The 25,628-nt window shown below is 68.7% G+C and carries 21 protein-coding genes; 7 read left to right on the top strand and 14 right to left on the bottom strand.

The window, feature by feature from the left end; all coding sequences use genetic code 11:
- Positions 1 to 3: 3 nt before the first annotated feature.
- The 3 genes from flgK to LC066_RS09590 form a co-directional block, all read right to left on the bottom strand.
- Complete coding sequence (gene flgK / locus LC066_RS09600; RefSeq protein WP_224898290.1) at positions 4 to 1,461, bottom strand: flagellar hook-associated protein FlgK; 1,458 nt, start codon at positions 1,459 to 1,461, stop codon at positions 4 to 6.
- A gap of 77 nt (positions 1,462 to 1,538) precedes the next feature.
- Positions 1,539 to 2,840, bottom strand: coding sequence for a flagellar hook protein FlgE (locus LC066_RS09595; protein WP_224898288.1), 1,302 nt, complete (start codon positions 2,838 to 2,840; stop codon positions 1,539 to 1,541).
- Positions 2,841 to 2,957: 117 nt separating this feature from the next.
- Positions 2,958 to 3,914: a GlxA family transcriptional regulator gene (locus LC066_RS09590; RefSeq protein WP_224898286.1), complete on the bottom strand. Its 957-nt coding sequence runs from the start codon at positions 3,912 to 3,914 to the stop codon at positions 2,958 to 2,960.
- A 94-nt stretch (positions 3,915 to 4,008) separates the two neighbouring features.
- On the opposite strand from LC066_RS09590, the gene LC066_RS09585 reads away from it, so the two are divergent.
- The 5 genes from LC066_RS09585 (at position 4,009) to LC066_RS09565 (ending at position 10,191) form a co-directional block, all read left to right on the top strand.
- Positions 4,009 to 5,259, top strand: coding sequence for a sarcosine oxidase subunit beta family protein (locus LC066_RS09585; protein ID WP_224898284.1), 1,251 nt, complete (start codon positions 4,009 to 4,011; stop codon positions 5,257 to 5,259).
- 7 nt (positions 5,260 to 5,266) lie between these two features.
- Positions 5,267 to 5,542, top strand: a complete 276-nt coding sequence (locus LC066_RS09580; RefSeq protein ID WP_224898282.1) for a sarcosine oxidase subunit delta — start codon at positions 5,267 to 5,269, stop codon at positions 5,540 to 5,542.
- Positions 5,539 to 8,502, top strand: coding sequence for a sarcosine oxidase subunit alpha family protein (locus tag LC066_RS09575; RefSeq protein WP_224898280.1), 2,964 nt, complete (start codon positions 5,539 to 5,541; stop codon positions 8,500 to 8,502). Before LC066_RS09580 ends, LC066_RS09575 begins: the two co-directional genes overlap by 4 nt.
- On the top strand, positions 8,495 to 9,064 hold the full coding sequence (locus LC066_RS09570) for a sarcosine oxidase subunit gamma (RefSeq protein ID WP_224898278.1): 570 nt from the start codon (positions 8,495 to 8,497) through the stop codon (positions 9,062 to 9,064). The genes LC066_RS09575 and LC066_RS09570 overlap by 8 nt, the downstream gene beginning before the upstream one ends.
- 65 nt (positions 9,065 to 9,129) lie before the next feature.
- Positions 9,130 to 10,191, top strand: coding sequence for a dipeptidase (locus tag LC066_RS09565; protein WP_224898276.1), 1,062 nt, complete (start codon positions 9,130 to 9,132; stop codon positions 10,189 to 10,191).
- Positions 10,192 to 10,466: 275 nt separating this feature from the next.
- Here LC066_RS09565 and LC066_RS09560 read toward each other — a convergent pair whose 3' ends face one another.
- From LC066_RS09560 to LC066_RS09550, 3 genes are all read right to left on the bottom strand, one after another.
- Positions 10,467 to 12,398 carry a polysaccharide biosynthesis protein gene (locus tag LC066_RS09560; protein WP_224898274.1) on the bottom strand — a complete coding sequence of 644 codons (1,932 nt, stop codon included), beginning with the start codon at positions 12,396 to 12,398 and terminating at the stop codon, positions 10,467 to 10,469.
- Positions 12,395 to 13,015, bottom strand: coding sequence for a sugar transferase (locus LC066_RS09555; protein ID WP_224898699.1), 621 nt, complete (start codon positions 13,013 to 13,015; stop codon positions 12,395 to 12,397). The genes LC066_RS09560 and LC066_RS09555 overlap by 4 nt, the downstream gene beginning before the upstream one ends.
- A 92-nt stretch (positions 13,016 to 13,107) precedes the next feature.
- Complete coding sequence (locus LC066_RS09550; protein ID WP_224898272.1) at positions 13,108 to 14,028, bottom strand: NAD-dependent epimerase/dehydratase family protein; 921 nt, start codon at positions 14,026 to 14,028, stop codon at positions 13,108 to 13,110.
- Positions 14,029 to 14,200: 172 nt separating this feature from the next.
- On the opposite strand from LC066_RS09550, the gene LC066_RS09545 reads away from it, so the two are divergent.
- On the top strand, positions 14,201 to 15,037 hold the full coding sequence (locus LC066_RS09545) for a flagellar motor protein MotB (RefSeq protein ID WP_222475556.1): 837 nt from the start codon (positions 14,201 to 14,203) through the stop codon (positions 15,035 to 15,037).
- Positions 15,038 to 15,187: 150 nt separating this feature from the next.
- Here LC066_RS09545 and glnT read toward each other — a convergent pair whose 3' ends face one another.
- The 8 genes from glnT to LC066_RS09505 form a co-directional block, all read right to left on the bottom strand.
- A complete protein-coding gene (gene glnT, locus LC066_RS09540; RefSeq protein ID WP_224898270.1) occupies positions 15,188 to 16,504 on the bottom strand; it encodes a type III glutamate--ammonia ligase in 1,317 nt (438 codons plus the stop codon).
- Between the two features lie 133 nt (positions 16,505 to 16,637).
- A complete protein-coding gene (locus LC066_RS09535; RefSeq protein ID WP_224898269.1) occupies positions 16,638 to 17,963 on the bottom strand; it encodes an FMN-binding glutamate synthase family protein in 1,326 nt (441 codons plus the stop codon).
- Positions 17,964 to 17,973: 10 nt separating this feature from the next.
- Complete coding sequence (locus LC066_RS09530; protein WP_224898267.1) at positions 17,974 to 18,657, bottom strand: GXGXG domain-containing protein; 684 nt, start codon at positions 18,655 to 18,657, stop codon at positions 17,974 to 17,976.
- A gap of 3 nt (positions 18,658 to 18,660) precedes the next feature.
- Positions 18,661 to 19,545, bottom strand: a complete 885-nt coding sequence (locus tag LC066_RS09525) for a class II glutamine amidotransferase (protein WP_224898264.1) — start codon at positions 19,543 to 19,545, stop codon at positions 18,661 to 18,663.
- Positions 19,546 to 19,709: 164 nt separating this feature from the next.
- Positions 19,710 to 20,357, bottom strand: coding sequence for a helix-turn-helix domain-containing protein (locus tag LC066_RS09520; RefSeq protein WP_085888884.1), 648 nt, complete (start codon positions 20,355 to 20,357; stop codon positions 19,710 to 19,712).
- Between the two features lie 348 nt (positions 20,358 to 20,705).
- Complete coding sequence (gene purU / locus LC066_RS09515) at positions 20,706 to 21,590, bottom strand: formyltetrahydrofolate deformylase (RefSeq protein ID WP_224898262.1); 885 nt, start codon at positions 21,588 to 21,590, stop codon at positions 20,706 to 20,708.
- Between the two features lie 24 nt (positions 21,591 to 21,614).
- A complete protein-coding gene (gene folD, locus LC066_RS09510; protein ID WP_222475543.1) occupies positions 21,615 to 22,517 on the bottom strand; it encodes a bifunctional methylenetetrahydrofolate dehydrogenase/methenyltetrahydrofolate cyclohydrolase FolD in 903 nt (300 codons plus the stop codon).
- A 499-nt stretch (positions 22,518 to 23,016) separates the two neighbouring features.
- The gene (locus tag LC066_RS09505) at positions 23,017 to 24,171 is read right to left on the bottom strand and encodes a CaiB/BaiF CoA transferase family protein (RefSeq protein ID WP_224898260.1); all 1,155 of its coding nucleotides are present in this window, start codon (positions 24,169 to 24,171) and stop codon (positions 23,017 to 23,019) included.
- Between the two features lie 181 nt (positions 24,172 to 24,352).
- Between LC066_RS09505 and lhgO the strand changes: the two genes are divergently transcribed.
- Positions 24,353 to 25,546: an L-2-hydroxyglutarate oxidase gene (lhgO, locus tag LC066_RS09500; RefSeq protein ID WP_224898258.1), complete on the top strand. Its 1,194-nt coding sequence runs from the start codon at positions 24,353 to 24,355 to the stop codon at positions 25,544 to 25,546.
- Positions 25,547 to 25,628 lie beyond the last annotated feature (82 nt).

The raw sequence follows: 25,628 nt of genomic DNA, 5'->3' as shown, positions 1-25,628 counted from the left end.
GGCTCAGATACTCATCAGTCGGTCGAGGAGGTCCTCGATGGTTTGCACCAGGCGGGCATTGGCGCCGTAGGTCTGTTCGATCAGCAACAGGCGCTGCATTTCCTCATCGGTGTCGACGCCGTCGGAGAGCAGTCGCGCCTTCAGCTCCGCCTCGCGGGTGGTGGCGAAACTGAGGCTCTGTTCGGCGAGGTGCCGTTCCGTTCCGGCCATGGAGATCAGCGAGGAGGCCAGGTCCGGCGCGGAAAGGCCCGAGGTGGCGAAGGGGCCGGAGGCGGGGGTGCGTTTCACCGCCAGGGCCGAGAGCATGTCCTGCAGCAGGGCCGCGTCGGAGACCGGTCCCTGGGCGCCCGCATTGATCCCGTCGCGCAGCCGCCAGGTTTCGCCCCCCTGGGTCGGATCGACGGCGGCGTTGATCTGCAGCCGGCCGGCAAGCCCCACTTCGTCGGCGGGCAGGAAGGCCCCGCCGCCATCGGTGAAGAGACCGGCATCGCCAGGCAGAAGCGTCGGATCCAGTGCCGGGTCCTGGAAGCGTTCGACCAGGTCGCGAGCGGTGGAATCGATCCGGGCCTGGGCCTCTTCCGCCAGGCTGTCGCGGGCGCGGAACAGGGCGGCAAGACGACCGCCGAGGATCGGGCTGCGGTCGTCCTCGGTGTCGATGGCGACACCGTTGATCGTCAGCCCCGACAGCAGGCCAGCGTCCTGGGTCATGTTGGCGGTGATCATGTTGGTGCGGGTGAAGCCGAACTCCACCGCTGAGGAGCCGTCGAGCAGGATCGCCCCGCCGGCGGAATAAAGCGCCACGGTGTCATTGGCGCGCGCGACCTCGATGACGGGGATGTACTCCGACAGCTCGTCGATGACCGCCTGGCGATGGTCGATCAGGGAATTCGGATCGCCGCCGGTCATCCGGGCCTTGTTGATGCCGGTGTTCAGATCGGCCACCTGATCGAGCAGGGTATTCATTCGGGTGACGGAACTGTCGATTTCCGCATCCGCCTCCATCCGGATGTCCTGGATGCCGTCGCTGATGCGGCGGAAGACATCCACGACGTCCTGGGCGGCGTAGAGCGTGGTTGTCAGCCGTTCCGACAGGTCCGGGCGCGAGGCCGAGGCGATGAGCGCGCTTTCGAAGTTGGTCAGCCGGCCGGAGAGGGAGGCCCCATCCTCTGGCGTGCCCAGCAGATCCTCGACGCGGGTGTAGAACTGGCTGATCGTGTCGCTTTGCTGCAGGGCGGAATTCGCCTCCCGCCGGTCAGCCACCAGACCGTGATCGACGTGGCGCACCACGCCGTCCACCTGCACGCCGCCGTAGGACCCGGTGGAGCGGGCGGAGGTTTCCAGCGTGCGGCGGGCGTAGCCCTCGGTCATCGCATTCGAGATGTTCGAGGCGGTGACGGAGGAATTGCGCGCGGTCGCGGTCAGGCCGGACAGGGCGTTGGACAGGGCGCCGGAGAGGGACATGGATCAGACCTTCCTGTTTAGTGGGCCTTCCTGTTCACGAGCCGCCGCCTGGGCGACGACCCGGGGTCAAGCTGCTGTTATCGCTTGATGTTGGTGGTTTCCTGCAGCATCTCGTCGACGGTCTGGAAGACCTTAGCGTTGGAGGAATAGGCGCGTTGGGTGCGGATCATGTCGGTCAGTTCACCGGCGACATCGGTGCCCGATTCCTCGCGGGCGTAGGCGACGATGTCGCCGGTCGGACCGTCACCGGCGTCCCAGAGGTAGAAGCCGCCGCTGTCGGGCGTCGGCTTGTAGGTCTGGTAGTCCAGCGACTTCATCCCGTTGACGTTGGTCACATCTGCCAGCGGCACCTGGTAGAGCACCAGCGCCTCACCGCTTTCGAAGAAGGCGCGCACGTAGCCGTTCGCATCCACCTCCACCCCGGTCATGTTGGACACGGCGGAGCCGTCCTTGTTGATGCCCGTGGGTGCGAAATCATCGCCCAGCTGGCTGAGGCCGCCGCCCTCGCCGTAAAGCCCGAGGTCGATCTCGATCGGGCCGCTGGCGACGTTGATGACCACGGTCCCGGTGCCGGTGTCATAGGCGGTGCCGACGCCGGTCAGCGTGGCATCGGCCAGGGTGCCGCCGGCGGTCCGGCTGTCGTTGAAGGTCAGGTCATATTCGCCGACCACCGCCGCAGTGGCGCTGTCGGTGATCTCCATCGACCACATGTTGCTGGCGCCGGGCCCGGTCACATCGGGGGTGAAGACCACCGTCAGCGTCTCGGGCTTGCCCAGGTTGTCGTAGTATTCGATCGTCACCTCCAGCGGGTCACCGCTGGCGGTATCCTCGGTTTCGGTCGCGGGCAGGTTCACCCCCATGTCGATCGCCGTGGTCGGGTTGCCGGCATAGGTCGACGGGTCGATCTGCACCGGCACCAGGGCGCTGGAGGTTTCGCGCGGGACATTGGGGAAGCTGCCGTCCCCATTTGCGGGCCAGCCCAGCAGGACCAGCCCTGTCTCCGTCTTCAGGAAGCCGTCGGCATCCATGCGGAAGGACCCTGTTGAGGTCAGCAGCATTTCCTCGAAGGTGCCGGTGGCGGCAATCTCGGTCGACAGAGCCACAGGCAGCATGCCGCGTTCGCGCACCGCCAGGTCGGTGGGATTGTCGGTGGGCACGATGGACCGTCGCTGGTCGATCAGCCGCATCGTCGAGGCGCGCACGCCACCCGCGGTATAGCCGCCGCCGGAATCGCCCAGCACCAGCGAGCTGAAGTCCGTCTGGACCCGCTTGTACCCGAAGGTGGAAGAGTTGGCGATATTGTCGGCAATGGCCGCGAGACGGGTGGCATTCGTCTGCAGACCCGCGACGCCCGCATTGAGGGACGAGGAAATTGTCATGAATACGCCTTTCTGCTGCATCGACCTTTTGTCGTGCCTCAGGGCTAAGGGCGCGGCCTTAACAGCGGGCTAACAACCGGGCAGACCCCTAAAATGCGCCACACTTCCGCCGGGACGTCAGGATGCCTGTTGCGCGGCCCGGCGGGTGTCGCGCGGCGCCTCGCCATAATGGGCGCGATAGCTGTCGGAGAAGAGGGCAGGCGTGGAAAACCCCGTGATCGCAGCGACTTCACCCATCGGCAGGCGCGAGCTGCGCAGCAGGTCCCGCGCCGTGGCCAGGCGCATTTCGCGGTAGGCGCGGATCACCGACCGGCCAAGGGCGGCGTCGAACTGGCGTTGCAGCTGCCGGGGCGACAGGCCGACCAGGGCGGCGATCTGGCCCAGGTCCAGCGGGTCGGCCTGGTGGGTCTCCATCAGTTCCAGCGCCTCCAGCACGGGCCGCGGCAGGGCGCCGTAGCGGGCGCCGATCCCGGCCTGCTGCGGTGCGTCCGCCGGGCGGATCTGGGTCTGGATGAACCAGTCGGCGATGCGGCGGGCAAAGGCGGTGCCGTGGTCGCGCGCCAGGATCGCCTGCATCATGTCCAGCGGGGCGGTGCCCCCCGCGCAGCTGTAGCGATCCCGGTCGATGACGAAGAGGCGCCGTTCCAGCAGGAAATCGGGCGACAGGGCGCGCAACGCCTCCAGGTGGTGCCAGTGCACGGTGAAACGCCGCGCCGCCATCAGCCCCGCCTGGGCCAGGATCGCCGCCCCGCCGGAGATCCCGCCCAAGGGCACCCCCGCCGCATCCAGCCGGCGCAACCAAGCCAGAAGGGTCGGATCGTTCAGCGCCAGCGGATGGCCCCCCGCCACCACGAAGACCAGATCGAAAGGCCCGCGCGCCCGCGCAAGCGCCGTGGTTTCGATGGTGAAGGGCAGTGACGAGGCCACAGGCCCGCCCTGCCGCGACAGGGGCACGATGTCGTACAGGAGCCCGTCCGAGAACAGGTTCGCCGCCCGCAGCGGTTCCATCGCGGCGGCGGTGCTCATCATCGCGTAGCCGTCGACCAGGACGAAGCCGATGCGCTTGGGGGGCATGGATGACCCTTTTCCGAAATAAATTGACCGTTTTCCGCAGCACACTGCGATGCTCACGCGGCTAGATCAAGGGCGCAGCAGCAAGGAGCAGCAGATGGGATTCTCCGGGTTCCGCGTCATCAAGGAAGCGCTGACCGGCCACAAGGGCTGGGGGCCGCTATGGCGCGATCCGGCGCCGCGGGCGCAGTACGACATCGTCATCGTCGGCGGCGGCGGTCACGGGCTGGCGACGGCCTATTTCCTGGCGAAACTCTATGGCCGGCATCGCGTGGCGGTGCTGGAGAAGGGTTGGCTGGGCGGTGGTAACATCGGGCGCAACACCACGATCATCCGGTCGAACTACCTGCTGCCCGGCAACCAGCCGTTTTACGAGCTGTCGATGCAGCATTGGGAACGGCAGGAGCAGGACCTGAACTTCAACTCGATGGTCAGCCAGCGCGGCATCATCAACCTGATCCACAGCGACGCGCAGCGCGACAGTTTCCGGCGGCGGGGCAATTCCATGATGCTGACCGGCGCGGGGGCCCGCCTGCTGGACCGCGACGAGCTGCGCCAGATGGTGCCCTTCCTGAACTACGACAACGCGCGTTTTCCCATCAAGGGCGGGCTGATGCAGACCCGCGCCGGCACGGCGCGGCACGATGGCGTCGCCTGGGGCTATGCCCGGGCCGCCGACCAGATGGGCGTCGACATCATCCAGAACTGCGAGGTCACCGGATTCCGCATCGAAGGTGGTCAGGTGCGGGGTGTCGAAACCTCGCGCGGCTACATCGGTGCGGGCAAGGTCGGCGTGGCGGTTGCAGGGTCTTCGGGCCGGGTCATGGCCATGGCCGGGCTGCGCCTGCCGATCGAAAGCCATGTGTTGCAGGCCTTCGTCACCGAGGGGCTGAAGCCGGTGATCCCCGGGGTGATCACCTTCGGCGCCGGACATTTCTACATCAGCCAGTCGGACAAGGGCGGGCTGGTCTTCGGCGGCGATATCGACGGCTACAACAGCTACGCGCAGCGCGGCAACCTGCCGGTGATCGAGGATGTGGCCGAGGGCGGTATGGCCCTGATGCCGATGATCGGCCGTGCCCGGCTGCTGCGAAGCTGGGGCGGGCTGATGGATATGTCGATGGACGGCTCGCCGATCATCGACCGGACGCCGGTCGAGGGCCTCTATTTCAACGGCGGCTGGTGCTACGGCGGGTTCAAGGCCACGCCCGCCTCGGGCCATGTCTTTGCGCATCTGCTGGCCACCGACACCCCCCATGACACCGCCACCGCCTTCCGCCTGGACCGCTTCGCGCGCGGCCATCTGATCGACGAACGCGGCGCTGGCGCGCAACCCAACCTGCACTGAGGTCCCGATGCTGATCCCCCATCCCCTTCTGGGCCTGCGAGACGCGCAGGAGTTCACCTATCTCGGCGATGCCGCCCTGCTGAACCGCCCCGACCCGGCGGCGGGCGAGGCGGGTTTCGCCGATTACGTCTACCTGCGCGACAACCCGGCGGGTGTGCACCGCGAGCTGTGGTTCCACGAACAGGGCGACCGATCCTGGCTGGTGGTCACCCGCAACACCCTGACGCATGAGATCCTGGGCGCCGAGCTGGCCCGCGACGTGAAGCTGGGGGGCACCGCATGAGCCGCCTGGACCTCCCGCAAAGCCGCGACGCGCTGATCGACCGCAACCGCCCGCTGTCCTTCACCTTCGACGGGCGGCCCTACACGGGCTTCGCCGGTGACACGCTCGCCTCGGCCCTGATGGCCAATGGTGTGCAGCTGGTCGGGCGCAGCTTCAAGTACCACCGCCCGCGCGGCATCTTCTCTGCCGGATCGGAGGAGCCGAACGCCCTGGTCACCCTGCGCAGCGGGGCGCGTGCCGAACCCAACACCCGTGCCACCATGGTAGAGCTGTTCGAGGGGCTGGAGGCCAGCAGTCAGAACCACCTCGGCGGCGTGCGGCACGACCTGATGGCGGTGAACGACCTGGCCGCGCCCTTCCTCTCGGCGGGGTTCTATTACAAGACCTTCATGTGGCCGCGCGCCTTCTGGGAAAAGCTCTACGAGCCGGCGATCCGCCGCGCCGCCGGTCTGGGCAAGCTGTCGATGGAGGCCGACCCCGACAGCTACGACCGGGGCTATCTGCACCCGGACCTTCTGGTGATCGGTGCGGGCGCGGCCGGGCTGATGGCCGCGCTGACCGCAGCGCGGGCCGGGGCCGAGGTGGTTCTGGCCGACGAGGATGCGCGCATGGGCGGGCGCCTGCTGGCCGAAGGCGGGCTGCTGGATGGCGCCCCCGCGACCGATTGGGTCGCTCAGGTGCTGGCCGAGCTGGCCGCGCTGCCCAACGTCCGGCTGATGCCGCGCACCACGGTCTTCGGGGTTTACGACCACGGCATCTACGGCGCGGTCGAACGAGTGTCGGATCACCTTGCCACTCCCGGCGAACAGGTACGCCAGACCCTGTGGCGCATCACCGCGAAGCGCGCGATCATGGCGACTGGCGCCACGGAACGGCATATCCCCTTTGCCGACAACGACCGCCCCGGCGTTCTGCTGTCTGGTTCCTTACGCGCCTATGCCAACCGCTGGGGGGTGACTCCGCAGGCGCGGGCCACGGATCCGGTGCTGATCTTCACCAACAACGATGACGGCCATCGTACCGCCCAGTCCTTGCTGGCGCGCGGCGTGTCCCTGGCGGGCGTGGTCGACAGCCGCAGCGGCGCGCGCAGCCTGGGCGATTACACCACCCATGCCGGCGCCGTAGTCACCGGCACCAAGGGGCGTCACGGGCTGCGGCGGGTGCAGATCCGCACCGCTGACGGCAGCGACAGCTGGATCTCCTGCGGGGTGCTGGGCGTCGCGGGCGGCTGGAACCCCAATGTGCAACTGGCCTCGCATCATCGCGGGCGCCCGGTCTGGGATGGCGAACGGCTGACCTTCCTGCCCGGCCCCGATGGCCCCGCCGGGCTGATCCCCGCCGGGGCCGCCTGCGGCCATGGCAGCACCATCGCCGCCCTCGCGGACGGGCGCCGCGCGGCGCAGACAGCGCTGACGCAGCTGGACCGCACGGCCGCCGCCCCCGCCCTGCCGCAGGCCGAGGAGGAACCTTCGGCCATCACCGCGCTCTGGCATGTGCCGGGCCAGCGCCGCGCCTGGGTCGATCTGCAGAACGACGTGACGGTCAAGGACATCAAGCTGTCGCACCAGGAGAACATGCGCTCGGTCGAGCACATGAAACGCTGGACGACGCTGGGCATGGCGACGGATCAGGGCAAGACCTCGAACGTCACGGCCCTGGCGGTGATGGCGGAGCTGACGGGCAATGGCATCGCCCGCACCGGCACCACCATCTTCCGCCCGCCCTACACCCCCGTCGCCCTGTCGGTGCTAGGCGGCGGCGACACCGGCGCCAACTTCCGTCCGCGCCGCCTGACGCCGACGCACCACTGGGCCGAGGCCAACGGCGCCACCTTCGTCGAGGTCGGTCAATGGATGCGGGCCCAATGGTACGCCCAGCCCGGCGAAACCCACTGGCGGCAAAGCGTGGATCGCGAGGCACGCGCCGTGCGCGCCGCCGTGGGTCTGTGTGACGTGACCACGCTGGGCAAGATCGACGTGCAGGGGCCGGATGCGGGCACCTTCCTCGACCGGATCTATGCCAACACGATCTCGACCCTGAAACCGGGCCGCGTCCGCTATGGGCTGATGCTGCGCGAGGATGGGTTCCTGTACGACGACGGTACCTGCGCCTGCCTGGGCGACGGGCATTACGTTGTGACGACGACCACCGGCAACGCCGGCCTGGTCTTCCAGCGGATGGAATTCGCCCGCCAGTGCCTCTGGCCCGAGCTGGATGTCACCCTGATCTCCACCACCGACGCCTGGGCCCAGATCGCCGTGGCGGGGCCCAAATCGCGTGCCCTGCTGGAACGGGTGGTGGACGGGTTCGATTTGTCGAACGATGTCTTCCCCTTCATGGCCTGTGCCGAGCTGACGGTCTGCGGCGGGTTGCCGGCGCGGCTCTTCCGGATCTCCTTCTCGGGCGAAGTGGCCTATGAGCTGGCGGTGCCGGCCCGCTATGGTCATGCCCTGATGGAGCGGCTGATGGAACGCGGCGCCGATCTGGGCGTGACCCCCTACGGGACCGAGGCGCTGGCGGTGCTGCGGATCGAGAAGGGCCATGCGGCGGGGGCCGAGTTGAACGGCCAGACCACCGCTGCCATGCTGGGGCTGGGGCGGATGGTATCCGCCAAGAAGGATGCGATCGGCGCGGTGATGTCGCGGCGCGAGGGGCTGGCGGACGACAGCCGCCGCCTGGTCGGCCTGCAACCCGTGGACCCCGGCCAGAAGCTACCCGCAGGCGCCCATCTCTTTGCCGAGGGCGCGGCGCAGGCGCTGGCGACAGACGAGGGCTGGATCACCTCCGCCTGCTATTCGCCCCATGTGGAAAGCTACATCGCGCTCGGTTTCCTCGAGAAGGGCGATCAGCGCCTGGGCGAGGTGATCCGCTGTGCCAACCCGCTGGAAGGACAGGACATTTCCGCCCGTGTCGTCCCGGCTCATTTCGTCGATCCCGAAGGAGGACGACTGCGTGACTGACCTGATTCCCATGGGGGCCCTGGGCACCCCCGACCCCGCCCGCGCCAGCCATGGCGCCCTGACCCTGACCGAGAACACGGCCCTGATGCTGATCTCCGTCGCCACCCGCCCGGGCACGCCTGCGCCGCATCCCCTGGGCCTGCACCTGCCGGGGCCGGGGCTGTGGTCGCAGGGGCAGGGGGCGGCGGCCTTCTGGACCGGGCCGGGTCAGTGGATGATCGAGACCGATGTGCCTGACCATGCCGAACGGCTGCGCGATGCGATCCGCAGCGCGCCAGGCGCCCGGCTGACCGACCAGTCCGATGGTTGGGTCTGTGTCGAGGTGACCTCGGACGCGGGCCCCGCCCCGATCCGCGCCCTGCTGGAGCGGCTGGTGAACCTGTCGCCCGATCAGGTCGCCCCGGGCCATGCCACCCGCACCCTGCTGCATCACCTGGGCTGCATCGTCATCCGTCGGGCGGAGGATCATCTGGCGGTTCTGGCGCCGCGCTCGGCCGCGGGCAGCCTCTGGCACCTGCTGCGCGAAACGGCGTCCCGCCAGGTTCCCGCCGCGACAGCCTGATCCACTCTGGACAGAGGCGGCGCTAGGCGGTTCTGTCGGGGCTGTGTTTTCAGGGAAGTCAGATCATGCATGACAGTGACCGCCAGCCGGGCATCTTCGACGGCCATAACGACCTGATCCTGCGGCTGATCACCGGCAAGGTGACGGCGGCGCAGGTGCGCGACGGGCTGAACAGCGGCCATATCGACCTGCCGCGCGCCCGGGCCGGTGGCCTGTCGGGCGGGTTCTTCGCCATCTTCGTGCCCAGCCCGCCGGAGCATGGCATGTCGATGGAGGACCTGGCGAAACCCAGCTACGACATCCCGCTGCCGCCACCGGTGGAGCGCCCCTATGCCGCCGAGATGACCGATCAGGGCTTCGCCGCCGCCCGCGCGCTGGAGGCGGCCGGGGTCATTCGCATTTGCACGGATGCCGACACGCTGGAGGCCGCACTGGACGGGCCAGAGATGGCCGCCGTGCTGCATATCGAGGGCGCCGAGGCCATCGGGCCGGAGATTGCCGAGCTGGAGGATTTCCACGCGCGCGGCCTGCGGTCCCTCGGGCCGGTCTGGTCGCGGCCGACGATCTTCGCCGAAGGCGTCCCCTTCCGCTATCCGTCCGATCCCGACATCGGCGGCGGGCTGACCGAGGCCGGGCGGCGCCTGGTCGCCGAATGCAACCGCCTGGGCATCCTGATCGACCTGTCGCATCTGAATGCGGCTGGCGTGAGGGAGGTGGCCGCGATCAGCGACGCGCCCCTGGTGGCCACCCATTCCAACGCCGCCGCCGTCTGTCCGCATGCGCGCAACCTGACCGACGATCAGCTGCGGACGATCGCCGACAGCGACGGCATGGTGGGGATCAACCTGGCCACCGGGTTCCTGCGGCCCGACGGGCAGATGACGGCGGACACCCCGCTGGGCATGCTGCTGCGCCACCTCGACCACCTGATCGGCATCCTAGGCGAGGATCGTGTGGGGTTCGGCTCCGATTTCGACGGGGCGATCGTGCCGCAGGCCATCGGCGACTGCGCCGGCCTTTCGGCGCTGCGCACAGCGATGCGAGATCACGGGATCGACGACGCGCTGATGGAGAAGCTCTGTCATCGCAATTGGATGGCGGTCCTGCGGCGCACCTGGAAGGACTGAAGGGGATCGGCCTGGCGGCCGATGCCTCCGGTGGGGATATGTCCGGCAAGGAGAAGAGGGGCGCCCCACTCTCAGCGGCGCATGGCGCCGGCTTCGAGAGAACCGGGGCTCCGGGTGCTGGGGGAGAGCCCATACCATGCCGCGCCCGGCTTGCCCGTGGCGGCTGTGGCCTGGGGATCATGCGCAGCCGTTGCCATCCTGCCGCCTTCTGGGGGGATGGCGCCGGGTAGGTCGCTCGAGTTACCCGAGGGCTTACAGGTCGGCTGATCCGCGGGTTAGCCGCTCTCCTCTCCGCTGGCGGCGCGGCGGGGCTGCTGGCCGCGCGCGACCCATCGGTGCAGGGCCGCGACGGCAGCGGTGTCGTCGCGTGCCTCCAGACAGCGGCGCAGCTCTGTCAGGGCCGCGGCCACCTCTATCTGCGACAGATGTCCCTCGCGGGCGCGCAGGATGCGGGGATGCGGCGTGGGATGAAGCTGGTCCCCGATCAGCAGATCCTCGGTCAGCTTCTCTCCCGGGCGCAGGCCGGTGAAGCGCACCTCGATCTCTTCCGCATCGGGGCCGGGCGGTTCTGCCCCGAGGGGCGCGGGTCGGTCCCGCGCAGCGGTCCCCGGAGGCAGGCGCGGCAGATGGCCCGCACCTCGGATCATGCGGCAGGCCAGGTCCAGGATCCGTTGCGGCGGGCCCATGTCCAGCACGAAGAGATCGCCGCCGCGCGCCCAGGCCCCGGCCAGAAGGGTCAGCCGCACCGCCTCGGCGCAGGTCATGAAGTAGCGTGTCATCCGGGGATCGGTCACCGTCACCGGCCCGCCGGCGGCGATCTGGGCGGCGAAGCGGGGTACGACGGACCCCGAGGAGCCCAGCACGTTGCCGAAGCGCACCATGGCAAAGCGGGTGGCATCGCTGCGCTCCGCTAGGTCCTGCACCACCTCTTCGGCCAGCCGCTTGCTGGCGCCCATCACCGAGGTCGGGCGCACGGCCTTGTCGGTCGAGACCAGCAGCATCCGGCCCACGCCGGCCCGCAGCGCGGCCTCGGCCAGAGTCTGGGTGCCCAGGACGTTGGTGCGGATCCCCGCCAGCGGATTCGCCTCGACCAGGGGGACGTGTTTCAGAGCGGCGGCGTGAAAGACGGTATCGATACGCTCTGACGTCAGCAGGGCCTCGATGCCGGGGCCGTCGCAGACCGATCCCAGCACGGGGCGGATCACGCCCTGGCCCGCTGCCTCCAATTCGATCGCGATGCTGTAGAGGGCGAGTTCTCCGTGATCAAGCAACACCAGCCGCGCGGGGCCGCAGCGCAGCAGTTGCCGGGCCAGTTCCGATCCGATCGAGCCGCCGGCGCCGGTCACCAGGATGCGCCGCCCGGCATAGCTGTCGCGCACCTCCGGCAGGTGCCGGTCGAGGCGGGCGCGTCCGAGCAGGTCCGGCGGGTCCGGTGGCCCGTCCGCACCGCCCCAAAGGTGGGCCGCGAAGCCGGGCAGGGTCTGCACCTCGCAGCACAGGCCGGCCAGTCGCGCCCGGGCCTGGGTCCAGGTGGCGCGGGGCAGGGCCAGGATGATCCGGGCGGGGCTGTGCCGGGCCAGCAGGTCCGCCGCGCGGGCCGGGGCATGGACCGGTAGCCCGGCCAGCCGCTGTCCCTGCTTGCGCGGGTCATCGTCGAGAAAGCCGAGGCAGCGGTGGTGGCGATCGCCCGCCAAGGCGGCGGAGAGTTGCTGTCCGGCCCTCCCGGCGCCCCAGATCAGCAGGCTGTCCGGCGGGCGCGCGACTCCATGGGCCATCAGGGCCAGGCGCAGCAGGATCAGCCGACCGATGACCGTCAGGGTGACAAAGAGGGAGGCCAGTCCCAAGGGCGGTCCCAGGGCCGGGACCACCGCTGTGGCGCTGCTGGCCGTGGGCGTCAGACCCTGCCACAGGGCGACCAACCCGGCCAGTGCGACCGCCAGCGCCAGGCTGCGGGGCAGCCCTTGCAGCGGGTAGGCCTGCAGTTTCCCGCGGTGGAGGCCGAGCAAGACGCAGCCCGCGCCCGCCAGTGCCGGAAGCACCAGCAGCAGTGCCGGGTCACCCGCGCCGGGCCAGGCCAGCAGGCAAGCGACCCAGGCGAGAGTAGCGGCGGCACTGTCCAGTGCCAGCAGGATCGCCGCCTTGGGGCGCGGGCCGAGATCGGTCAGGTGGCGGGCCAGCCGGGACCATGGGCCGCGTCGCGCCGTCATCGCCGACTCCGCCGTCTGCGGCGGGGCCAGAGGGTGCGGGCCAGGATCCAGAGGTCGAGCCGGAGGCTGCGGTGGCGCGCATACCACAGGTCCAGCCGCGCCTTGGCGGGCAAGCAGCGCGCCAGGTAGATCCGTTCTGTTTCGGCGGCGTCGCGACAGGGGTGCAGCAGCGCGGCCTCGCGGGCATGCCAGCGCAGCGTGGCGAGGCCGGTCAGCCCGGGGCGGTTTTGCAGGACGCGGGCAAAGAGCGCGGGCCGGGCGGCGACATGGCTGCGCAGCGGCGGCCGCGGGCCGACCAGGGTGATGTCGCCACGCAGAAGGTTCCACAGCTGCGGCAGCTCATCCAGCCGCCATCGGCGCATGTGGTGGCCAAGCGGCGTGATCCGTGCCGCCTTGTCGCCGCCGGTGACGCCATGGTCATCGGGATCGGGGGTCATGGTGCGGAATTTCCACAGGATGAAGGGCCGACCGGGCGCCTGCATCCTCTCCGCCGGGTAGAGAACAGGCGCGCCGTCGCGCAACCGGATCAGCAGGGTCAGGGCCAGCAGCAGGGGCCAGAGGCAGAGCGTCGCCAGCAGGGCCACAGACAGGTCCAGCGCCCGGCGTCCGGGCGGCAGCGGCGCGGGCCGGGCAGGAGAGGCCTGCGCTTGGCCACGGGCGCGGGAGAGGGGGGAGGCCTTCGCGGGAAACGGCCCGTGCACGCCGGAGGTCATGCGCCGACCTCCGCGCCGTGCCACTGGGCCAGCAGGGCGCTAGGGTCGGCGCTGCCGTGCAATGGGCCGCCCGTCAGGGCGGCAAGGCGCGTGGTGTCCAGCGCCAGCACCGGCAGCGCGGCCGCCGGGGCGGGGCGCCAGAGCACCTCGCGCCCGGCGGCGCGGGCCAGCGCCTCCATCGCGACGGGGGCGGGGCCGGCGAGGTTCAGGTGCGTTGGCATCGCGGCGGCGGGCAGGCGCAGCAGGGCGCCCAGGGCGCGGGCCAGATCCTCGATTCCGAGGTAGGCGCGGCGGGGTCCGCCTGCGGTGGCGCCGGGCCCGTCGAAACGGTCCAGCGTGATCGGTCCGGGACCTGACAGGGCGCGCGACAGGCTGTCGGCCCCGGCGATGTTGCCCAGACGTAGGATCAGGCTGCGCGGGCCTGTGTCGCCTGGGGTATCCCCTGCCGTGGCGCGGCGGGCGTGCCAGGCCGCCACGACGCGTTCCATCTCCGCCTTGGCGGTGCCGTAGGGGCCAAGCGGTGCCAGCGGGCCATCCTCCTGCGCCGGGGCGCCGGTCAGCCCGGCCTGCACGGCCCCACTGGAGGCATGCAGAACCCGGTCGGCGCCGACCCGTTGCGCCAGGTGCAGCGCCGCGCGCGCCAGGGTAGCATTCTGCGCCAGCGCCGTTGCCGGCCCCTCGGTCACGCCCCAGAGCGCAAGGATTGCCCGGGCACGCAGCCCCTCCGGCAGGGCCGCGCCCGGTTGCCATTTCAGGATATCCGCCCCTGACGGCCCGCGGCGGCACTGCCACATGAGGCGCGGCGTCCGGCCCGACGGCGCCAGCTCTGCGCGCAGCGCCTCGGACCGGGCCAGCGCGCCGCGCAACAGGCGGCCCACGCGGCCCGAGCCTCCCAGAACCAGCAGATCGACTGTCACCCTCATCCTCCATCCGATGTGCGCCCATCCTTGGCGCGGCAGAGTTAAGGATCGGTTCCCGCCTGCCTCCCGCGCGCCTTGGACGCGGGCAAATGGGGACAATTGAAGGTGTTAAGGCCGCAGCAAGGGCTGGGGGGTAGCCTGATCCCGGGTGAGAACAGAGGTGGTAAGGATGAGTGGGCCGAGCAACGCCCAGCCGATCATCATCAAGAAGGTGAAGAAGGGCGGCGGTGACGGACATCACGGCGGCGCCTGGAAAGTGGCCTATGCCGATTTTGTCACGGCCATGATGGCCTTCTTCCTGCTGATGTGGCTGTTGAACGCGACGACGGAAAAGCAACGCAAGGGGATCGCGGATTACTTCAGCCCGACGATCCCGCTGAACCGGGTGTCCGGCGGGGGCGACGGCGCCTTCGGCGGCGAAAGCACCTTTTCCGAGATGGCCCTGCCGCAGGTCGGCACCGGGGCCACCTCCCTGAACCCCACGCCGGAGGACAAGGCCTCGGGGCGCGAGGCCGAGGAGGAGGCGGAGGCCGAGCAGCAGCGCCAGCTGGAGGAGATCGAGAAGATCCTGCGCGGCCAGACCGGCGAAAGCGACGTGCATCCCGAAATGCTGCGCCACATCGTGACCCGCGTCACCGACGAGGGCCTGGTGATCGAGCTGTTCGAGACCGAGGATGTGCCGCTCTTCGAGGGGGAGACCGCCGAGCCGACGGCCCTGCTGGAGGAGATGGCGGCGATGCTGGTGCGGGTGACTTCGCTGGTGACCAACGAAATGGCGATGGAGGGGCATGTGCACGCCCGTCCCGTCGTCCTGAACGAGAACCCGGTCTGGGAGCTGTCGACCCTGCGTGCCCAGGAGATGCGCAAGCTGATGCTGCAGCAGGGGCTGTCGGGCAGCCGCGTGTCGCGGGTCACCGGCCACGCGGATCGCGAGCTGGCCGACCGTAACCCGATGGCCGCCCGCAATGACCGGCTGGAGATCATCCTGTTGCGCGACAACGGCTGACGGGGCCGGCCGGTCACACCCTGCGCCCTGCGCGGCAGGGTGTCAGGTGCGCAGGATGCGGCGCGCCCCGGACCTCTGAACCAAAAAAGGCCCGGGGGAGACCCCGGGCCAGTCGTCGGCCGGATCTTGTGGCCAACGGGGAGAGGTCCCTCAGATATCCAGCGTGTTGTCCTTCTCCCAGCGGGAGAAGTGGGACACGAAACTGTTCCATTCCTGATGCTTCATCTTGGCATAGGAGGCGGAGAAGTCGGTGCCCAGCATCGCCTGCAACTCGTCATCCGCCTCGAAGGCGCGGATGGCATCCAGCAGGTTCAGCGGCAGCTTCGGCGCATCGGTGATCTTGTGGCCTTCGGCGTACATGTCGATGTCGTGGCGTTGCCCCGGATCGGCCTTGGACCGGATGCCCGAGAGGCCCGCGGCGATGATCACTGCCTGCAACAGGTAGGGGTTGGCGGCGCCATCGGGCAGGCGCAGCTCGAACCGGCCGGGGCCGGGGACGCGCACCATGTGGGTGCGGTTGTTGCCGGTCCAGGTGACGGTGTTGGGCGCCCAGGTGGCCCCGGACATGGTGCGCGGCGCATTGATCCGCTTGTAGCTGTTGACCGTCGGGTTGGTCAGCGCCGCCAGCGCCTCGGCATGTTTCATGATGCCGCCCAGGAAATAGCCGCCGCGTTCGCTCAGGCCAACCTCACCGATCTGGCCCCCGGCATCTCCGGCAAAGGCGTTCTCCTTGCCCTCCAGATCCCAGACCGAGATATGGGCGTGGCAGCCGTTGCCGGTCAGCCCTTCGATGGGTTTCGGCATGAAGGTGGCGCGGAAGCCATGCTTTTCGGCCACCGATTTGACCATGAACTTGAAGAAGCTGTGGCGGTCGGCTGTGACCAGGGCGTCGTCGAATTCCCAGTTCATCTCGAACTGGCCGTTCGCGTCCTCGTGGTCGTTCTGGTAGGGGCCCCAGCCGAGATCCAGCATGTAGTCGCAGATCTCGCTGATCACGTCATAGCGGCGCATCACGGCCTGCTGATCGTAACAGGGCTTCTCGGCGGTATCGAAGGGGTCCGAGATCACGTCGCCTTCGGGGGTCAGCAGGAAGAATTCCGCCTCGATCCCGGTCTTGACGCGCAGACCCTCCTTGGCGGCCTCGGCCACCAGGCCCCGCAACACGTTGCGCGGCGCCTGGGCCACGTCCTGGCCTTCCATGACGCAGTTGGCGGCGACCCAGGCGACCTCGGGCTTCCAGGGCAGCTGGATCACCGTGGTCGGATCCGGCACGGCCAGCATGTCGGGATGCGCCGGCGTCATGTCCAGCCAGGTGGCGAAACCCGCGAAACCGGCGCCGTCTTCGGTCATGTCGGCGATGGCGGCGGCGGGCACAAGTTTCGCCCGCTGTCCGCCGAAGAGGTCGGTGTAGGAGATCATGAAATACTTGACGCCATTGGCCTTCGCGAAGGCTGTGAGGTCGGTCATAGCTTGTCCTTTCCCTGTCGTGTCGCGGGGGTCTGGCGCCCCGTCTGTCGATCCATTCGTCTCATGTCTTCGCCCGGTCAGCACCTGCCGTGCCGCCAAGGGCGAACGGCGGGGATCGCTCCCCGCCGCCGTCTCAGAACCCGGGTTTGCCCGGCCACCAGTTTGTCCCGGCCAGGGGCACCTGCGCCATGGCGGCGGCCTCCATCGTCAGGGCGCAGAGGTCTTCCGGTTCAAGATTGTGCACATGGCTCTTGCCGCAGGCGCGGGCGAGGGTCTGGGCCTCCAGCGTCATGACGTTCAGGTAATTCCGCAGGCGCCGCCCGGCGGCCTCCGGGTCCAGCCGCGCCATCAGCTCGGGGTCCTGGGTGGTGATGCCGGCAGGGTCGCGGCCCTCGTGCCAGTCGTCATAGGCGCCGGCGGTGGTGCCCAGCTTGTTGTACTCGGTCTCCCACTTGGGGTCGTTGTCGCCCAGGGCCACCAGTGCCGCCGTGCCGATGGACACCGCATCGGCGCCAAGCGCCAGCGCCTTGGCCACGTCGGCGCCGGTGCGGATGCCGCCCGAGACGACCAGCTGCACCTCGCGGTGCAGACCCAGATCCTGCAACGCCTGCACGGCGGGGCGGATGCAGGCGAGCGTCGGCTGGCCCACGTGTTCAATGAAGACGTCCTGCGTGGCCGCCGTGCCGCCCTGCATGCCGTCCAGCACGATCACGTCCGCGCCCGCCTTCACCGCCAGCGCCGTGTCGTAGTAGGGGCGCGCGCCGCCGACCTTGATGTAGATCGGCTTCTCCCAGTTGGTGATCTCGCGCAGCTCGAGGATCTTGATCTCCAGGTCATCGGGGCCGGTCCAGTCGGGGTGACGACAGGCCGAGCGCTGGTCGATGCCCACGGGCAGGTCTCGCATCCCGGCGACCCGTTCGGTGATCTTCTGACCCAGCAACATGCCGCCCCCGCCGGGCTTGGCGCCCTGGCCCACGACCACCTCGATGGCGTCCGCGCGGCGCAGGTCGTCGGGGTTCATCCCGTAGCGCGAGGGCAGGTACTGATAGACCAGCTTCTCGCTATGCCCGCGCTCTTCCTCGGTCATGCCGCCGTCGCCGGTGGTGGTGGAGGTGCCCGCCATGGTCGCGCCCCGGCCCAGGGCCTCTTTCGCATTGGCGGAGAGAGAGCCGAAGGACATGCCGGCGATGGTGATGGGGATCTTCAGCTCGATCGGCTTCTTGGCGAAGCGCGTGCCCAGCACCACGTCGGTGCCGCATTTCTCGCGGTAGCCTTCCAGCGGGTAGCGGCTGATCGAGGCGCCGAGGAACAGCAGGTCGTCGAAATGCGGCACGCGGCGTTTCGCGCCGCCGCCGCGGATGTCGTAGATGCCGGTCGCGGCTGCGCGGCGGATCTCGGAATTGGTTTCCTTTGAGAAGGTCCAGGATTGGCGCGGGTCGGTCTGTGGGGTCTTGTCCATATCGCGCTCCTCAATACTCGTCGGCGTGGTCGATGTTGAAATTGTAGAGCTTGCGGGCCGAGCCATAGCGCTTGAACTCTTCGGGCTTTGCGTCGGCGCCGGCCTTCTCCAGCAGGTCGGCCAGGATCTCCAGGTGCTCGGGGCGCATCTCCTTCTCGATGCAGTCGGCGCCCAGGGATTTGACGGAGCCGCGCACGAAGAGGCGCGCCTCGTAAAGGCTGTCGCCCAGAGCCTCGCCCGCGTCGCCCAGCACCACTAGGTTGCCCTTTTGCGCCATGAAGGCGGACATATGGCCGATGTTGCCATGCACGACGATGTCGATCCCCTTCATCGAGATCCCGCAGCGGGAGGAGGCATTGCCCTTGATGACCAGCAACCCGCCATGGCCGGTGGCGCCCGCGTACTGGCTGGCGTCGCCGTCGATGACCACGGTGCCCGACATCATGTTTTCCGCCACGCCCGGCCCGGCGGAGCCTTCGACGTGCACCGTGGCGTCCTTGTTCATGCCCGCGCAGTAGTACCCGGTGGAGCCTTTCACGGTGACGGTCAGCGGGCCGTTCAGCCCGCAGGCGACCGCATGGCTGCCGCGCGGGTTGATGATGTCATAGGGTTCGGCGGTCTGGGTGCCGGCGGCGCCTTGCAGGGTCTGGTTGACCTCGCGCAGCTCGACTTGCGACATATCGAGGGTGGGCATGGCTCAACGCTCCCAGAAGTAGACGGTGGCGGGTTCGGGTTCCCAGACGCGGGCGGTGTCGATGCCCGGCAGGTCGGCGAAGGCGCGGTATTCGGAGGCGAAGGCGACGTAGTCGTCGGTCTCGGCCATGACGGCGGGCTTGCAGGCGATGGGGTCGCGCACCACACCGAAACCGGTCTTGGTGCCGGTGACGAAGGTGAAGAACCCGTCGAGATCCTTCAGCGTGCCTTCCAGCGCCTCGCCCAGGGTCGCGCCCTCGGCGATGCGGGAACTGATGTAGGCCGCGCCCACCTCGGTGTCGTTCTCGGTCTTGGTGAAGACGCCCTTCTTGGCCAGCTTGCGGCGCATGTCGTTGTGGTTCGACAGGCTGCCGTTGTGCACGAGGCACTGGTCCTCGGCGGTGGAGAAGGGGTGGGCGCCCAGCGTGGTCACGGCGGACTCGGTCGCCATGCGGGTGTGGCCGATGCCGTGGCTGCCGCCCATCTCGCGCAGGCCGAAGCGGGCGGCCACGTCCTTGGGCAGGCCGACTTCCTTGAAGATCTCCATCGCCTCGCCGATGCCCATGATGCGCAGGCCCCGGGCCTCCAGCGCCTCGATGGCGGCGGCCTCTTTCTCGGCGGGCACCAGCAGCACGGCGTGGGTGTCCTTCAGCGTCACCGGGATGGTCACGCCCAGGGTGGTTTCCAGCGCCTCGGCCAACCCGTCGAAGGCGGCGGGGTCATCCGATTGCACGGTGAATTTCAGACCGTCGGCTGCATCCCCATAGATCGCGATCCCGGCGCTGTCCGGGCCGCGGTCGGTCATGGTGATCAGCATATCGGTCAGCATGTCGCCCAGGCGCGGGCGCAGCTCATCCTTCTTCAGGAAGAGGCCAACGATGCCACACATCTTCTCACTCCATCAGCATGGGGGCACCGGCGTCAGGCCAGGCCCCGTCATGCCTTTCCTAGGAGGAGAGGTTATTTCCTGTAAAGAAAATAAATCCCCTTAGGGGAAAATGTCGCGGTCGCGCGTGCAGGGCGCGCGTCGCGGTGCCTAGAATCCGGGCAGGATCACTTCTGCTGCTGCGGGTAGGTGATGATCGACAGGTAGCGGATGGGGAATTCCAGCATCCCCTCCGGCCCATGCGGCGCATCCGAGTCGAACAGGAGCGTATCGCCCGGCTCCAGCCGGTACATGGTGTCGCCGTGGCGGTAATCCAGCAGGCCGTCCAGCATGTAGAGCATCTCGATCCCTTCGTGCTGAAAGACGGGAAAGCGGTCGCTCTCGTTGTTCAGCGTGATGAGGTAGGGTTCGACCACAACGCCCGAGTTGTTCGATCCGATATGGCCCAGCAGGTTGTACTGATGCCCGGCGCGGGTGCCTTCGCGGTCGACCTCGGCACCCTCGCCCGCCTTGGTATGGACGCAGCCACGGGCCTCCTCGTAGCCGGAGAAAAGCTGCACCAGCGGCACGCGCAGGGCGTGGGCCAGGGTCTGGATGGTCGAGAGGGAGGGAGAGATCACCCCGTTCTCGATCTTCGACAGCATGCCGACCGAGACGCCCGCCGCCTGGGCCAGGTCGCTGCCGGTCATCCGCTGCCGCTTGCGCAGCTCGCGGACCTGGCGGCCGATGGCGACCTCCAGGTTCTTCTCGCGGGTTTCGCGCAGGGCATGGGGGTTCTGGCGCAGCTTGGCCGGTTCGTCGGGGGTGTCGGTCACGTTGGGCTCTCCGTTGGTGAGGGACAAGAGAGCATGACGGGGCGCCGGTGAAAAGATGGGCACGCGATGCGGGGCCCTGGCACGGGCTGCAAGCCCGGGCCGCGCCCGACCCTCCCCCCGGGAGGGCGCATGGCGATTGTCGTGGAAAGCGGCACCGACGAAGGGGCTTTGGGGTGCATCCGTAGCGGAAGGGAATCGAGGCGCCCACCCAGGGTCGGGCGCGGCCCTCTGGCCTAGTGCGTCCCTCTCGGATGTCGACGCGACGACATGCGTGTAAATGAAAAGGGCGGGGAAATTCCCCGCCCTCTGCTTTCGGGCCCAAGGCGCCGTCTTGATCACCGCAGGCGATCAGCCCATGCGCTCGGAGGCGTAGCTGCCCGGAGAGGCCGGGAAGACCACGGTCTTGTTGCCGTTCAGGAAGACGCGGTGGTGGATATGCGCGTGGATCGCACGGGCCAGCACCTGGCTTTCCACGTCGCGGCCCAGGGACACGTAGTCCGACGGCGACTGCGCATGGGTGATGCGCACCGTGTCCTGCTCGATGATCGGACCCTCGTCCAGATCGGCCGTCACGTAGTGAGAGGTCGCGCCGATCAGTTTCACCCCACGCTCATAGGCCTGCTTGTAGGGGTTGGCCCCCTTGAAGCTGGGCAGGAACGAGTGGTGGATGTTGATGATCCGCCCCGACATCTTCTGGCACATCTCATCCGACAGGATCTGCATATAGCGCGCCAGCACGATCAGCTCGGCCCCGGTTTCGCGCACCACGTCCATGATGGCGGCCTCGGCCTGCGGCTTGTTCTCCTTCGTCACCTTGATGCAGTGGAAGGGGATGTCCTGGTTCACCACGACCTTCTGGTAATCCATGTGGTTGGAGATCACCGCCACGATGTCGATCGGCAGGGCGCCGATGCGCACGCGGTACAGCAGGTCGTTCAGGCAGTGCCCGAAACGCGACACCATGATGATGACCTTCATCCGCTCGGACGGATCGTGGAATTTCCACGTCATGTCGAACTCGGCCCCGATCGGACCGAAGCCCTCGCGCAGCTCGTCGATGCCCGTGCCTTCCTCGCTGACGAAGGTGACGCGGCTGAAGAACATGCCGGTCTCGGTGTCGTCGAACTGCGCCAGGTCGGTGATGTTGCAGCCCTTCTCGGCCAGGTAGCCCGAGATCTGGGCGACGATGCCGCGCTGCGTCTGGCAGGTCACGGTGAGGGTATATTCGCTCATGGTATGGTCCTTGGGGTCAAAAGGTCAGGCGGTCAGGCCCTCGGGTTCAGGCAGGCCGGCTGCGCGGCAGCAGGCGGTCAGGGTATTGGCCAGCAGGCAGGCGATGGTCATCGGGCCGACGCCGCCGGGCACGGGGGTGATCGCGCCTGCCACCTCGGCCGCGCTGTCGAAATCCACGTCACCCACCAGGCGCGTCTTGCCCTCGCCCTTTTCCGGGGCGGGAATGCGGTTGATGCCCACGTCGATCACGGTGGCGCCGGGCTTCACGTGCTCTGCGCTCAGCATCTGCGGGCGGCCCACGGCGGCGACCAGGATGTCGGCGCGGCGGCAGACCTCGGCCAGATCCTTGGTGCGCGAGTGGGCGATGGTCACGGTGCAGCTGTCACGCAGCAGCAGTTGCGCCATCGGCTTGCCCACGATGTTCGAGCGGCCCACGACCACGGCGTTCAGCCCCGACAGGCTGCCGTGGTGGTCGCGCAGCATCATCAGGCAGCCAAGCGGCGTGCAGGGCACCAGCGCCTTCTGGCCCGTCGCCAGCAGGCCGACGTTGGAGATGTGGAAGCCGTCGACGTCCTTGGCGGGGTCGATGGTGGCCAGCACCTTGGCCTCGTCGATGTGGTCCGGCAGCGGCAGCTGCACCAGGATGCCATGCACCGCGGGATCGGCGTTCAGTTTCTCGACCAGGGCCAGCAGATCGGCCTCGGGCGTGGTATCCTCCAGCTTGTGCTCGTAGGAGTTCATGCCGGCCTCGATGGTCTGCTTGCCCTTGTTGCGGACATAGACCTGAGACGCGGGGTCTTCGCCGACCAGCACGACGGCCAGACCGGGGGTGATACCGTGATCGGCTTTCAGCGTGGCGACTTGCTCGGCCACGCGGGCACGCACATCGGCGGCGAAGGCCTTGCCATCAATGATTTTCGCAGACATCCGTTCGGGCTCCTTGGGTTCCGCGGCGCGTCGGGCGGGCGGTTTGGGTCGGTCCTCGCCGTACCGGAACTTCTGCCGGGAAAACAGCCGCGCGCAGGGCCGGGCGCGACACTTCCGTGCAAAAAGGCGGCGAAATGGGGCGGTTGGTTTCCTTTCGGGAACGCGGCGTTCCGAAAGCGGACGGGCCGCCTGCGCCGGGGCGCGGGGCCGTCAGGGCGTGTGTCGCCGGGCCGCAGGTGCCCTGCACCGCGGTCTGTCGCCTCTGGATCGACATGCTTCCTCCATTCCACCGCGCCCGGGGGCGTCGGTGATCTCCTCTGATGCGGTGTATACATTGCATCGCGGGGGGAGGTCACGCGTTTTGTTGGGAAAGCCGCCGGTGGTGGCGGAAATCCCGTTCCTATAGTGAATTTTCTCCACCATGGGCCCAGTCGGGGCTTCTGGCCGCCGTTCGGTGCGCGCCAGAGCGGCCCGCCGTCAGGGTATTAATGTATACAAATCAGGAAGAGAATCGCCATTCTCCGTCGCCAAGCGCCGGCGCGGCCTTGTCCACCGCCAGGTCGGAGCGGGAGAATTGTACCGGCGTGCGCAGTCCGGCCAGGCCCTCGGGGGCGATTTGCATGCCGCGGGCAACGATCTGGCGGTCTGCCAGGGCCTCCTCCACCGTGTTGATCGGCCCGCCGGGCACGCCGCCGGCCTCCATCGCCGCGATCAGCTCGGCCTTGGGGCGCAGGCGGGTCTTGTCGGAAATCAGCTCGGCCAGCCGGTCGCGGTTGCCGACGCGGGCGGCGTTGGTGGCGAAGTCGGGATCATCCGCCAGCTCCAGCCCGAGGATGCCGCAAAGCGCGCGGAACTGCCGGTCGTTGCCACAGGCGACGATGAAATGGCCGTCGGCGGCCGGAAACACCTGGTAGGGCACGATCGACGGATGCGCATTACCCAGCCGGTGCGGCACCTGGCCGCCCAGCAGGAAGTTCATCGCCTGATTGGCCAGAACGCCCACGCCCGCGTCCAGCAGGCTGAGGTCGACGTGCTGCCCCTTGCCCGAGCGCGCCCGTTCGGCCAGCGCCGCCTGCACGCCGATCACACCGTAAAGCCCGGTGAAGATGTCGATCCAGGCCACGCCGATCTTCTGCGGCTCGCCCGCCGGGTCGCCGGTCAGGTCCATGATCCCGCACATGCCCTGGATCAGGAAATCATAGCCCGGCTGCTTGGCGCGCGGCCCGTCCTGCCCGAAGCCGGTGACGGAGGCATAGACCAGCCCCGGGTTGGCATCCTTCAGGCTGTCGTAATCCAGCCCGAACTTGGCCAGCCCGCCGACCTTGAAGTTCTCCAGCACCACGTCCGCCTCGGCGATCAGCGCCTTCAGTTTCTCCAGCTGCGCCGGGTCGCCGAAATCGCAGGTGATCGAGGTCTTGCCCCGGTTGGCGGCGTGGAAATAGGCGGCCACGGTTTCCTCGCCGCCGCGGCCATCGGGGCGGGTGATGAAGGGCGGGCCCCAGCGACGGGTATCGTCGCCCTCGGGCGCCTCCACCTTGATGACCTCGGCGCCCAGGTCGGCCAGGGTCTGGCCGATCCAGGGCCCGGCGAGGATCCGCGCCAGTTCCACGACCTTCAGCCCCTTCAGGGGCGCGTCACCCGTTCCCGATGTCATGTCATTCCCTCTCGTCATGCCTGCCCCCTACCTAGCGGCCGAAGCCCCCGAGATGAAACGAGTTCTGGTCATGGCATGATGCGTCCGGCGCATAAGCCGGGTGCTCTGGCGCTTCGGCGGGTCAGATGCCATCATCGGGCCGAACCGCCCCCGGAGGGCGTGGACCGTGGAGGGGCAGCACATGATCTTCGACTATTGCATCATCGGCGGCGGCATCGTCGGGCTGGCGACGGCGCGGGCGCTGCTGGCCCGGACCCCCGGCGCCTCGCTGGTGGTGCTGGAAAAGGAGCCGGAGCTGGGTCGCCACCAGACCGGGCGCAATTCCGGCGTGATTCATTCCGGCATCTACTACGCGCCGGGCTCCTTCAAGGCGCGGCTCTGCCGCGAGGGGGCGGCGCGCACCAAGGAACTGTGCCAGCAGCATGGGGTGCCGTACGAGGATCGCGGCAAGCTGATCGTCGCCACGCGGCAGGAGGAGATCCCCCGCCTCGACGCGCTGTACGACCGGGCCGGCGAAAACGGCATCCGGGCGGAGCTGATCGACGGGGCCGAGATCGCCGCGCGTGAACCCAATGTGACCGGTCTGAAGGCCATCCACGTGCCCGAGGCGGCCATCGTGGATTACACGAAGGTCATGCAGGTGATCCTGGCGGAGATCGAGGCCCAGGGCGCCGAGATCCGGTTCGAGACCGCGCCGCGCGCGATCACCGAGGCGGGCGATCAGGTGACCGTCGACACCGGCGGCGAGGTCATCACCGCCCGTCGCCTGGTGGCCTGTGCCGGGTTGCAGTCGGACCGGGTGGCGCGCATGGCGGGGATCGACCCGGGGCTGCAGATCGTGCCCTTCCGCGGCGAATACTATCGCCTGGCGCCGCGCCTCAACGACGTGGTGCACGCGATGATCTACCCGGTGCCGGAACCCGGGCTGCCCTTCCTGGGCACCCACCTGACGCCGATGATCGACGGTTATGTCACCGTGGGGCCGAACGCCATGCTGGGTTTCGCGCGCGAGGGCTATCCCAAGTGGTCGGTGAGCCCCCGCGATGCGGCCCAGATGCTGAGTTTCCCGGGCTTCTGGAAGTCCATCCTGCAATATGTCGGCCCGGGCCTGACCGAGATCGGTAATTCGGTCTTCCGCCGCCGCTACCTGGATACCTGCCGCCGCTACTGCCCGGCGCTGGAGCTGTCTGACCTGACCCCGGAACCCTGCGGCATCCGCGCCCAGGCGATCCTGAAGGACGGCAGCATGAGCCAGGATTTCGTTTTCCTCGATACGCCCCGGATGCTGCATGTCTGCAATGCCCCCAGCCCGGCGGCGACCTCGGCCCTGCCGATCGGGGACCTGATCGCGGAGAAGCTGCTCGGGCCCGCGTAAGGCCCGTCACGCGGGGCGCGACTCCTCTCGGGATACTACTGGCCAACACATAGAGAGGGGTGGGGCACAGCAAAACCTCGGC

The organism is Pseudooceanicola marinus (assembly GCF_020177265.1).
Taxonomy (GTDB): Bacteria; Pseudomonadota; Alphaproteobacteria; order Rhodobacterales; family Rhodobacteraceae; genus Pseudooceanicola; species Pseudooceanicola marinus_A.
Note: the sequence above shows the minus strand (reverse complement) of the source record. Positions and strands in the feature narration are given on the sequence as shown.